We start from the raw sequence: 12,140 nt of genomic DNA on the forward strand, positions 1-12,140 counted from the left end.
TACTTTGTCCTTCTTTTCATCTTTTGGTTTGCTAACGATAGCCTTTCAAAAAACAAATTTGTTTTATTCATTTATAGATACTTTTGGTAAAATAGAGAGGAGAGAATATATAAATACTAAATCCACCAATATATAAAGGTAATTAATCCTAACACTGCCATTATTAAAAAGGCTCTTTACGCAAACATCTATTGTTATAACCTGCAGCCTGAATATACTTCATTTCATTTTCCATGGGGTAAGCTTTGTTCACCTTTCTTGCTAATTCATGGCGTCTTGTGTATTCAGTTCTGCTTATTATTTCTAAATTATTTATTTTCCTCTTGCAAAAGCCATCATTTAGAAACTTGTTTTTCAATAACTGTAGCAGATGGGGAAACTTAAAACCTTCAACTCGGTGAATTAATCATTAAAGGAGAGATTAGATGACAGAATTAAAGAAAATGCTTGGAGAAGAAAGAAGAGCTTACATTCTTTCCTTATTAAAGGAAAATAATCGCCCATTTACCGGTAGCGAACTTTCCAAAATGACGAATGTCAGCCGACAAATCATCGTCGGAGACATCACTCTTCTAAAAGCAAAAAACGAACCAATATTGGCGACTAGTCAAGGCTATTTATATTTACAGGAATCAAAACCCTCGCTTTATGAAAGAATTATTGCTTGTAATCATCCTCCAGATAAAACAGAGGAGGAGTTAAATATCCTTGTTGATAATGGCGTAACTGTTAAAGATGTTAAAATTGAACATCCAGTCTATGGGGATTTAACGGCTTCGATTCTCGTTTCTAATCGAAAAGAGGTTAAGCAATTTATGAAGAAGATCAAGCATACCAACGCAGCCTATCTATCAGAATTAACTTCTGGTATCCATTTACATACTATTACCGCTCCGTCTATTGACACTTTAATCGGGGCAGAGGAGGCTTTACGAAAGGCGCATTTTTTAATCAAAGAAGAAGAGGCTTAAAGAAGCTACAAAAAATCACTAAGGTGTTCAATCGTCCTTAGTGATTTTCATTTAGCCCTTCTCCTATTCAAATTTAAATCACAGCGTTCGATAGGATTCATTCTACTTCTCCATAATATAAAAAGGATAACTTCCGAGTATCTTTACTTCACAGCCGATTGCTTCAAGTTCTGCAATAGCTCCAGGTATTAGCACATCGTCCATTTTTCTATCTAAATCAATAAGAAAAAAATAATTTCCTAAGCCGGTTTTTGTTGGTCTCGATTCAATTTTCACCAAGTTTAATTTTCTCCAAGCAAATGCAGATAATACTTGATGTAAAGCACCAGAACGATCAGATGGCAAGGTGACCATTAGACTTGTTTTATGACCTGCCAAATTACTTGACGGTGCTGTATAACTTAAAGGATCCTTTGAAAGAATTAGAAATCTTGTATGATTGTTATTTGAATCATGGATATGATGCTGCACAATTTCCAGCCCATATTCTTCGGCAGTTAGCGAATTTCCTATTGCCGCACCATTTATATTCGAGTTTTCCTTAACAAATTGAGCTGCAGCGGCTGTTGAAGTCATATACTCACAAGCAATCCCGTTAAATTCTGTATGTAAAAATTTATGACATTGAGCGATAGCATGGGAATGACTATAGATAACCTCAATGTCTCTCCATTTATCTTTTCGGAGCGGATGAACCATTAAATGTTGTTTAATCGGAACCGTCACTTCACCACAAATAGGCAAAGATACTTCATGAATTAAATAATCGAGAGTGATATTAACAGAACCTTCTAATGTATTCTCAACCGGTACTAAAGCAACATCAACTTTGTCTTCCATAACAGCATCAAAGCAATTGGGAATCGTAAGAAATGGGATTGATTCAACCCCAGGAAATTGCTGATTTACCGCCATATTTGTAAATGTTGCTTTTGGGCCTAAGTAACCTACTTTCACCTATTTCTCCTCCAAAAAATAATTATTTATTCTGAATTTATCACATACAAAAGAAGAATGACTTAAATAAGCCTTCTTCCTACAAGAACGATGAGATATTCTTGCACTTTAAAGAGTCTTTATCCACCTGAGCTTAATACATCAACTTTTTCCACAAATTCAAGCATACGCAAACGCTCTAGCAACATATCAATGGAAATTTCCATTTCTGCTGTATTTAGAGATAATGTCACATTTGCTCTTCCTTGAAGCGGAATCGTTTGATGAATCGTAAGTACATTGCATCCTCCAGAAGCGACAACACTTAGTAGCTTGGATAATGTTCCCGATCGATCTTCAATATAAAAAAATAATGTAATTAATCTTTCTTTCACGATTGTATGAAAAGGAAAGATTGTATCTCGATATTTATAAAATGCACTGCGACTTAAATCTACTTGCTTTACAGCATCATGCACTGATTCTGCCTTTCCTCTTTCCAATAGTTCTTTCGCATCCAAGGTTTTTCGCATGGCTTCTGAAAGTACATCTTCTCTTACTAAATAAAATTTCTGATCCAATTTACTGTGTTTCATCTGCTCACCCCTTAAGGCATAACGGAAACTTCATTATGTATGGTTTAATATAAATTTCATTTTTATCGATTATTATAAAACAGAATCAAATAGATTCATTCATTATTAGTCTGTTCTGTAGAAAAACTCCCCTTCCGTCTTTTTATTCGACAAAAGGGAAGATCCTCTATTACCAACTTTATTTCGATTTATTAATCGATAAATTCAAATTCATACTCCATTAATTTTACTGTATCGCCATCTTTCGCTCCACGTTGGCGCAATGCTTCATCAATACCCATTCCGCGCATTTGACGAGAGAATCTACGAACAGACTCATCACGGGAGAAATCTGTCATCTTAAAGAGCTTTTCAATTCCTTCACCAGATAGGATAAAGCTTCCATCTGGATCTCTTGTAATATAGAATTGTCTCTCATCGACTTCATGCTTATACACAACGCGATGAATCCCTGCTTCTTCTTCCACTTCTTCTAATGGGAATTCTGATGTATTCTCTAATTTATCAGCAATAGCATAAAGGAGTTCACGTAAACCTGATCTCGTTATAGCTGAAATAGGGAATATCGGATAGTCGTCTTGCAATTTCTCTCTAAACGCTTGTAAGTTTTCTTCTGCATCTGGCATGTCCATTTTATTTGCAACAATAATTTGCGGTCTTTCTAATAACCGCATATTGTATTCTTGAAGCTCGTTATTAATCGTAACATAGTCCTCATAAGGATCTCTACCTTCTGTAGCAGCCATATCAATGACATGGACAATAACTCTTGTACGTTCAATATGACGAAGGAATTGATGTCCTAATCCAACTCCAGAGTGTGCTCCTTCAATCAGTCCTGGCAAATCTGCCATTACAAAGCTTCTATTATCTTCCGTTTCCACCATTCCTAAATTGGGTGCAATCGTCGTAAAATGATAATCCGCAATTTTTGGTTTTGCTGCAGATACAACGGAAAGTAATGTAGATTTTCCTACACTAGGAAAACCAACTAAACCAACATCCGCTAACACTTTTAACTCCAGTATAATATCTCTTTCTTGTCCTGGCTCTCCATTTTCTGATAATTCAGGAGCTGGGTTAGATGGGCTAGCAAAACGAGAATTCCCTCTTCCTCCACGGCCACCTCGTGCAATAATTGCTTGTTGGCCATGTTCTGTTAAATCAGCGATTACTTCTTTCGTATTCGCATCTGAAACGATTGTACCAGGCGGAACCTTCACAATCATATCCTTTGAGTTACGGCCATGCTGATTTTTAGACATTCCATGCTCGCCACGTGGTGCCTTAAAATGACGTTGATAGCGGAAATCCATTAAAGTCCGTAAACCTTCTTCCACTTCAAATATTACATTTGCTCCTTTACCACCATCTCCACCTGCTGGGCCACCCATAGGGACAAATTTCTCTCGACGAAAGGCTACCATTCCATTTCCGCCGTCTCCGCCCTTCACATAAATCTTAACCTGATCCACAAACATAAATTTATTTCCTCCTATTAAGAAAAACATAAGCATCTTGCTTGTCTAATATTGAACATGAGGATATCTTACACTTATAAATGTACATTGATTTCATTTTACAAGATATCCTAATTTCGAACTTACAGGCATTTACAGCTAATATTTTTCTAAAAATCACAATTTTTCTATAAAGCAAAATGACCGAACCTAATTGATTTTAGCCAACAAGTCCTTCTTATTATTTACCTGTTTTATCTCTATTCATCCAGACTTCAAATACCAGCTCTTTATCACTAAATTCTATATTTTCCAACGTCAATTGCTTGGAAAACTGTTGTTGTAGAAATGGAATCATTGACTCTGCATTTAATAGTTGTCCATTAAAATCAACATACAATCGAAGTCCTTCCACCATGGAATGAATGGAAATGAATAAGTGATTGTCTGCAAAAGGTTTACTATGTTGATTCAATGTCTGAAAAAACAAGGCTATCCATTGGGTGAGAGGTTCGTCTTCTGTTAATTGACATTTTTCTTCTGCCAATACTTCATATTCTAATCGAAAATAATAATTTTCCCAGTTTGCCATTAATAATTTTGTAGCAAATTGCGGAATATTTAGATTAGATAGCTTAGCTTCTTGTTTTGTCTCTGTAATAATCTCATTTATTATTTCTTTTACTCGATCCGGTTTATTTAAATCCAAATTCCCTTTAATTAATTGAATTTTATTTAGCCAATCATGGCGAACATGTCTTAAAAAATCTATCGTATTCCAGTCTTTATCCATTCTTGTACTCCTAAAAAGGTTATTAAGTCTTTGAAGACTGCTTTAAGTAAGTATAACAAAAAATGAATCATCTATGAACAAAAACGATAACTCCCTAGCTTTTGCAATTAACATCCGCATGAATTTAAGGTTTTCAATCTATAGGAATAAGAAAAACTAAACAACTTCCATAAAAGCACTAAACATTTATTATACAGGGAACTATTTAGGATTGATTTGATAAAGATATGTTGAAAACGAAGTGTATTAAGGCTGTGGTAACAACAAACTATACATAAGAGCCAAACTTTATCCTTTGTTAGCATACGAAAAAGCAAGTGATTCCTCTCTATTTTTCAACACTTAGACAAAAATCCCCTCATACTTTTTGTCTAAGTGTTGAAATCATCCACAACTTATCTTGTATCAACATCCATTCTTGATCAAGAATTCTATCCCTTAACAAACAGATAGGCTGACCCTATACGAGCCAGCCTAACTAATCATTAACTTATGCTTCTTGTGCTACTGGGTATACACTAACTTGTTTGCGATCACGACCAAGACGCTCAAACTTAACGATTCCGTCAACTTTTGCGAATAGTGTATCATCGCCACCACGACCAACGTTTACTCCTGGATAGATTTTTGTACCGCGTTGACGGTAAAGAATGCTTCCACCAGTTACTAATTGACCATCTGCACGTTTAGCTCCTAAACGTTTAGAAATGGAGTCACGTCCGTTTTTAGTAGAACCTACCCCTTTTTTAGATGCAAAAAACTGAAGATCTAATCTTAACATTTCGTTCCACCTCCTATTTAATTATAAGTGATAGTTACGTATTTTCCATAGTCTCTTTCAATTGTTTGTAATGAAACAACCATTCCTTCTAAAAGAAGTTGTATTTTTTCTCTTGTTTCTTCCGAAATATTTTCTGGAATTGTACAAGAAATAAAACCTCCATCTTTTCCTTGCTTAATAATAGGCGTAATGCCAGTAAGTGAAATAACGGCATTAATGCTTCCAAATGAAACAGCCGATACTCCTGCACATACTATATCATTCCCACTATTTGCAAAAAGGGCATGACCGCTAATTGTAAACGAATGAATGAGACCATCGTTTGATTTGTCAATCGTTACTTCAATCATACAAATTCAACCTTAAGCGTTAATCTTTTCGATAACAACTTTAGTGTAAGGTTGACGATGACCTTGCTTTTTATGATAATTTTTCTTCGCTTTGTATTTGAAAACGATGATTTTCTTTTGACGGCCTTGTTTTTCAACTTTAGCTGTAACAGTAGCTCCTTCAACAACTGGGCTTCCTACTTTTACATTTTCTCCGCCAACGAAAAGAACTTTATCAAAAGTAACCGTGTCACCAGCTTCACCATTTAATTTCTCGATGTAGATAGCTTGACCTTCTTCAACTTTGATTTGTTTTCCGCCTGTTTCAATAATTGCGTACATTAAACTGCACCTCCTTAATAGACTAAGACTCGCCAATGACAGGCGTTTCGCAAAAAGCAAAAGCTTAATTACCTGCTATGCGCGGTTGTAGAGCACGGGTGCTACAAACAACATTAAAATACTAACATGTTTAAAAGATACTGTCAATCATATTCTAATTAATACCTGTTGAGTATTCATTTAACCATTCGGATAAAATAGTCTGGCTTTGGAAATGAAGCTACTTCTACCTTAATCGAAAAACCTAATACTTCTTCTAGCCGTTTTTTATGAATATTTCCTTCACCAATAAATATCTTAGTCACTTCTTCCGTTGCTTGTATCTTCACAAGCGCAATATCCTTATTTCGATATTCCCAGAGCTCTCTTTCTAGTTGAAAAGCAATACTTTCTGCACTCTTTACAACCCCTGTACCTTCACAAATCATACACTTACTATGAATCGTTTCAGATAAAGATTTCATCGTTTTTTTCCGCGTTAATTGTAATATCCCAAGCTCTGTAAATCCTACTACTTTTGATTGTCTATTATCCCTTTTTAATTCCATAAGCATAATATCAATAATCTGCTTCTCTTCCGCTACTTTCATATCAATAAAATCAATTAAAATAATCCCAGAAATATCTCTTAGTACAATTTGTCTTGCTACTTCTTTTGCCGCAAGTATATTTGTTTGAAAAACTGTTTGCTCTAGCTGTTGCTTTCCTTCATATTTCCCTGTATTTACATCTATAATCGTAGCTGCTTCTGCCTGATCAATAATCAAATACGCACCATTGCTTAGCCAAACAATTCTTTTTAAAGCTTTCTCTATTTCCGTTTCCAGCTGATAATGAGAGAAAAGGGCTTCATTTCCTTGATGGAAGGAAAACATTAAATGTGGAAACAGCTCTTGCCATTGCTTCCGCTCTTCTAACCTATCGACAATCACTTCTCCCTCTTTCATTTGTTTAAAAAGATAGAACAACTGTTTGTTAAATTCATTATTCTCCTGTAAAAGCATAACCTTCTTTTGCATAGCCATCTTTTTCAAGTCGCTGTATTGCTGACGTAATATTTTCAGTTCATCTATTAAGTCCGCTTCGGAACAATTCGCTGCTGAAGTGCGAAAAATCAGCCCTTCCTTCTCTGACTTTATGTGATCTCCAAAGCTTCTCAAATTTTTTTGAGCAGCAATCGAAATTATTTTTTTAGATACTGCAACATATCTGCCATAAGGCATATACACTAGGTTATCACCAGATATCTCGATAATGCCCGTTATTTTTGCTCCTTTGGGTCCCGCAGCATCTTTTATGACTTGAACTAGCACCCGTTCCCCTTGTTTTATGTAAGAGGATACACTCTTCTTTTTTTTCTCTTCTAAAGTTCCCTCATCCCGAACAAAGGAAACCATTTTTTCTCTCGGTAAATACGCACCTTTTCCTTCTCCAATTTCAACAAATGCTGCATTCATCCCTGCAATAACCTTTGTCACTTGTCCTAAATAAATATTTCCAACGGTCGTTTTATATTGTGGCTGCTGGACATAGATTTTCTCTACCTTTCCATTTATTAGATAAGCAAATCTATTTTCTCTTGTTTTCATATTAACGATTACTTGGTTCAACATCATACATCCTCTTTTTATGGTTATCTTATTATTTTAGCTTAGATGAAATATTTTAGTAAACTTTAGGATATATTTATAATGCTAACTTCCTTTCAGCTCAAATCTAAGTTTATCTAAACACAGTTATCAAAACAGAAATATCTACAAACAGCCTTTTTTATGTATACCTATAAAACAGCCATTACATCCTTTATCTTCGCAGTCACATTCTTTTCTTTAAAATAGACGTATAATAGCTCATTTTCATCTAGCATCGTATTGTCTCCGCTCTTTGCCTTCACAATAATCGGATGCTTGCAGCCTCGGTGAAATCGTTCTAAAACGGCCAATAGATGATCCTCTTCCTGTACTTCTAACGGAAGTAATTTTCGAAATTCATTTGTTTTTCCATAATACCGTTCGAGTAAAAATCGCATAAATAAAAATCTTCTTTGTTTCCATTCATAAAAAATAGAAAAAAGTAAGAAACTTATGATAATCCATGCATTTAAATTTGTTGGCATCTTGATTATGACAGTTAATAGAAATATAGAAACCCCGAAAATAGAAAAATATAGCGTGAATTTATGAGACTTGGGAAAGGACTTTTTTAAGGAAAATAAAAGAAACAATAGCTTACCACCGTCCAGCGGCCAGATTGGAAGTAAATTAAAGAAAAATATCATGATATTATATTGGATGAATGATTGATATAAGGAATCAGTAAAAATCTCTCCTTGCCATAAAAGAAAGCCCAGCCCTACTAGCCAAATATGCTGTATGGGTCCAGAAATAATGACAATTGCCTCCTCTAGCAACGGACGATTTCCATGTTCATCCATTTCCGCCACTCCCCCGAATGGCAATAAAGATATTTTCTTTATTCTCCACGAAAAAAAAGCAGCAGCAAATGCATGACCTAATTCATGAATAAGGATGATCATAAACAATAAACATAATTCATAAAAATGGGCAGTCATTACCCCGATAGCAATGACAACCCATAATAGTGGATGAATATGTAGGCACTTAAAAACACCAAGGAACCTATTCAATTTCTATCACCTGTAAAGGATCGATAAAATCATCATTTTTCTTTATTGCAAAAAAGAATAAACCGAGTTCTTCATCTCCTTCATACCTTGAGGCACTTCCTACTTTTGTTCCTTTTTTAATATTTTCGTATAACTTTACATCCACTTCTTCTAAGTTTCCATACCATGATTCGCTTTGGTCACTATGCTTAATGACAACTGTTTTCCCAAAGCCTTCTTTCTCTCCTATAAAGGTTATTTGTCCCTCATTAAAAGATTGCACAGTTGTATCAGTTCCTGTTTCTATTGCAATTCTTTGCCCGTTTTTTTGAAATTCCTCTAATACTTTACCGGATGCAGATAAGGCATATTGCTGTAATTGCTCTGTATCTTGCACTTGTTCTTTCTGCTCTGGTAGAAACGCTAATGGTTTTCCAAATTTATCTTCATACCAATCTGTAACAACCATAAAATTAAATTCCTGCGACATCACCTGTCTAAGCGAATTCTCTACTTTCGCAAGTTTTGCGGATGGGTGGTCTACAATGATTGCAACAGCAAGAAAAAGAATGGCTGCCCCTAAGATTTTTAACATAAATAAATCTTTCCGAAATAAGGGGTGAACCTTTGTTGGATAATTTTCCTCTTTGTTTGTAAAACGATAGTCATGACTCTCCTCTTCATCTGACCATAGCACTCTACTATCAATATTTTTTTCTATCCTCGCCCGTTCTTTTCTTCTTTTTTCTATTTTTTTTCTAACATCATCGTTTCTTGACCCCATTTACTCCTCTCCCCTAACCTACTTGTCCTTTTAATCCTATATTTATGTAAGGATTAAACAAAGTATGCCTTTAATTCAGGGTGAATGCATAAACGAAAAGACTTGGAGTCATTCATCTTTAGTAAACAGGAATAATTCAAAAAGCCCTGTAAAGCAATAGAATGATTCTTTCGAACCAATCTATTGCTTTACAAGGCACATTCAAAAACAGAGCATAGAGTCTAAAATCTATATGATTTAAATCTTACTTCATTAATTAAAATCGAGGAGCTCTCTTCTTATACGTCCTATTTTATGTACGTATAGCAAAAAAATCGCTGCACCTACTATTCTATCTAGCGCCAAAGAATGTCTTAATCTTAGCAAAGACACCTTTTGATTCTTCTTCCAAGTGTTGCAACGGAACCGTTTCACCTAAAATTCTTCTAGCGATATTCCGATAAGCAATTGCAGACTTACTATTTGGGTTTAAAGCAATCGGCTCTCCATTGTTAGAAGCTCTAATGACATCATCATCATCTGCAACGATCCCTAATAAATCAATAGAAAGATGACTTGTTACTTCATCAATATCCAGCATGTCCCCATTTTTCACCATATGATTTCTAATTCTATTTATAACAAGCATTGGTGGTTCCATTTGATCTTCTTTTTCTAGTAAACCAATTACTCTATCTGCATCTCTTACAGAAGATACTTCAGGAGTAGTAACTACGATGGCTTTATCCGCACCAGCCACAGCATTTTGATAACCTTGTTCAATTCCTGCCGGACAATCAATAATGACATAATCATAATCTTGCTTTAAGCGGAGAACTAACTCTCTCATTTGGTTTGGTCGAACAGCTGTTTTATCACTCGTTTGTGCGGCAGGTAGTAAATATAACAGATCATCAAATCTTTTATCTTTAACAAGCGCTTGATGAATTTTACATCGTTCCTCTACCACGTCTACTAAATCATAAATAATACGATTTTCTAGCCCCATTACGACATCAAGATTTCGTAAGCCAATATCTGTATCTACTAAACAGACTTTTTTTCCTTGTAACGCAAGTGCTGTTCCAATGTTTGCAGAAGTGGTCGTTTTTCCAACTCCACCTTTACCTGATGTTATAACAATTGCCTCTCCCATCTTAATATCCTCCTTCCAATTTAACCAAATTCGGTCTTAAATGTGGTAATACTTGTAATCTATCTATCTTAATTACACTGTCATTCACATATGCACATTCCATTTCTCTCGTATTTTCAGAGGACAAATTCTTTACCTCTTTCTCGATAAAATGGCTAATCCGAATTTGTGTCGGTTTCATAATAGATGCCGCAATAACCGCATCATCATTTCCATTATATCCAGCATGAGCTATGCCTTTCAACTGACCCATAATATAGATATTGCCCCCGGCTATAACTTTCCCACCTGGATTTACATCTCCGATTAGCAATAAATCACCAGGAACTTCTAGAATTTGTCCTGAGCGCACAATACTGGTAATCGATTTCACTTCATTTTGTCTTAGCCAATTTTCCGCTTCTTTCTTTGTTACTAAATTACTATTAATGGATTGAACGGATAGATTTTGTTTTTCCTGAATTAAATGAACAATCTCTTCCTTTTGTTCTTCTGTTACATATCTATTTCCAAGCTCTACTGTCACTTTTATATCTCGTTTTTCATTATGCAGACTGGAGCTCTCATTTAATTTAAACTGGAGTTCTCTTAATAACTCTTCATAAGAACAATTATCATTCAGATGTAGACCCAGTCCATTCTTCGTTCCTTTAATTGTTACTAGCTGCCTTTTTTTCATTTAAAGTTGTTCACCTCTGTAAGAAAAGCGTAAGCGTCCCCTTTCATCCCGTACCCACTAAATACATAAATACTTCTGTTTATGTTTATGCTGTTATTCAAACAGGATATAGTTTTAACCACACTAGGCAAATAGACGCAAATGCTCGATATCGTTTATACTTATAAATCTCACTTTGCATAAAAAAGCGCAATCATCCTAATCAAATAATGTAGTGTTATCGAACCTGAACAAATATTGCGCTCACTATTCAATCTAACATTTTCATTTGATAGATGGTTGACACTTTAGCTAGAGCATTTACTCTTTTCATAAATGCGTTTTTTACATGCAAAAATATTTTCTCACTTCTTCTTTCCCTTTTTTAACAAGCGTCTTATCTTAATCAACACACGAAATTAAATGTTAAAGACTTTAGACCTCTATTCAATGGTTTCTAATTCCTATTTAATATCATTCGACAAACGTTTTTAAAATTCCTTTTCAAGCAAAATATATTTCTCAAAAATAAGAAATGCGATAGCGCCTTGTCGCGACTGCGATTAAGGAAACACGAAAAGCGGTAGCTTTTGTTGACTTAACGACTTAGAAAAAAAAATCACCTAAGGGTAGGCTGCATCGCTAGACACTGAATAGACTGCAGAAAACCTATCCTTTCTTAACTATTGAACGGAAGACAGTTCTCCAATCAAATAAATTTCAGATCGA

General features: G+C 35.0%; 13 protein-coding genes and 1 other annotated feature. Of the genes, 1 reads left to right on the plus strand and 12 read right to left on the minus strand.

The features are described 5' to 3' along the window. Window positions 1-425: 425 nt before the first annotated feature. On the plus strand, window positions 426-971 hold the full coding sequence (locus AB3U99_RS16415) for a transcription repressor NadR (protein ID WP_400242627.1): 546 nt from the start codon (window positions 426-428) through the stop codon (window positions 969-971). Window positions 972-1,073: 102 nt separating this feature from the next. Here AB3U99_RS16415 and pheA read toward each other — a convergent pair whose 3' ends face one another. From pheA to minC, 12 genes are all read right to left on the minus strand, one after another. Then, window positions 1,074-1,928 carry a prephenate dehydratase gene (pheA, locus tag AB3U99_RS16420; RefSeq protein ID WP_400242628.1) on the minus strand — a complete coding sequence of 285 codons (855 nt, stop codon included), beginning with the start codon at window positions 1,926-1,928 and terminating at the stop codon, window positions 1,074-1,076. Window positions 1,929-2,047: 119 nt separating this feature from the next. Then, the gene (locus tag AB3U99_RS16425) at window positions 2,048-2,503 is read right to left on the minus strand and encodes an ACT domain-containing protein (protein ID WP_400242629.1); all 456 of its coding nucleotides are present in this window, start codon (window positions 2,501-2,503) and stop codon (window positions 2,048-2,050) included. 191 nt (window positions 2,504-2,694) lie between these two features. Continuing rightward, window positions 2,695-3,984, minus strand: a complete 1,290-nt coding sequence (gene obgE / locus AB3U99_RS16430) for a GTPase ObgE (protein ID WP_400242630.1) — start codon at window positions 3,982-3,984, stop codon at window positions 2,695-2,697. A 220-nt stretch (window positions 3,985-4,204) separates the two neighbouring features. Further along, window positions 4,205-4,756: a Spo0B C-terminal domain-containing protein gene (locus tag AB3U99_RS16435; RefSeq protein ID WP_400242631.1), complete on the minus strand. Its 552-nt coding sequence runs from the start codon at window positions 4,754-4,756 to the stop codon at window positions 4,205-4,207. Between the two features lie 490 nt (window positions 4,757-5,246). Beyond that, window positions 5,247-5,537, minus strand: coding sequence for a 50S ribosomal protein L27 (gene rpmA, locus AB3U99_RS16440; RefSeq protein ID WP_016201696.1), 291 nt, complete (start codon window positions 5,535-5,537; stop codon window positions 5,247-5,249). 17 nt (window positions 5,538-5,554) lie between these two features. Continuing rightward, window positions 5,555-5,887 carry a ribosomal-processing cysteine protease Prp gene (locus tag AB3U99_RS16445; protein WP_400242632.1) on the minus strand — a complete coding sequence of 111 codons (333 nt, stop codon included), beginning with the start codon at window positions 5,885-5,887 and terminating at the stop codon, window positions 5,555-5,557. Between the two features lie 12 nt (window positions 5,888-5,899). Continuing rightward, entirely contained in the window at window positions 5,900-6,208 is a 309-nt protein-coding gene (gene rplU, locus AB3U99_RS16450; protein WP_016201698.1) for a 50S ribosomal protein L21, read from the minus strand. Window positions 6,209-6,223: 15 nt separating this feature from the next. Then, window positions 6,224-6,305 (minus strand) — a sequence feature (ribosomal protein L21 leader region). A 79-nt stretch (window positions 6,306-6,384) separates the two neighbouring features. After that, complete coding sequence (locus tag AB3U99_RS16455; RefSeq protein ID WP_400242633.1) at window positions 6,385-7,821, minus strand: Rne/Rng family ribonuclease; 1,437 nt, start codon at window positions 7,819-7,821, stop codon at window positions 6,385-6,387. Between the two features lie 167 nt (window positions 7,822-7,988). After that, the gene (locus AB3U99_RS16460) at window positions 7,989-8,855 is read right to left on the minus strand and encodes a M50 family metallopeptidase (protein WP_400242634.1); all 867 of its coding nucleotides are present in this window, start codon (window positions 8,853-8,855) and stop codon (window positions 7,989-7,991) included. Further along, window positions 8,848-9,618 (minus strand): peptidoglycan DD-metalloendopeptidase family protein, encoded by a 771-nt coding sequence (locus AB3U99_RS16465; RefSeq protein ID WP_400242635.1) that lies wholly within the window; start codon window positions 9,616-9,618, stop codon window positions 8,848-8,850. The genes AB3U99_RS16460 and AB3U99_RS16465 overlap by 8 nt, the downstream gene beginning before the upstream one ends. Window positions 9,619-9,949: 331 nt before the next feature. Then, complete coding sequence (gene minD, locus AB3U99_RS16470; RefSeq protein ID WP_400242636.1) at window positions 9,950-10,753, minus strand: septum site-determining protein MinD; 804 nt, start codon at window positions 10,751-10,753, stop codon at window positions 9,950-9,952. Window position 10,754: 1 nt separating this feature from the next. Further along, window positions 10,755-11,432, minus strand: a complete 678-nt coding sequence (gene minC, locus AB3U99_RS16475; RefSeq protein ID WP_400242637.1) for a septum site-determining protein MinC — start codon at window positions 11,430-11,432, stop codon at window positions 10,755-10,757. Between the last annotated feature and the right edge of the window lie 708 nt (window positions 11,433-12,140).

Source organism: Niallia tiangongensis, assembly GCF_044704065.1.
Lineage (GTDB): Bacteria > Bacillota > Bacilli > Bacillales > Cytobacillaceae > Niallia > Niallia tiangongensis.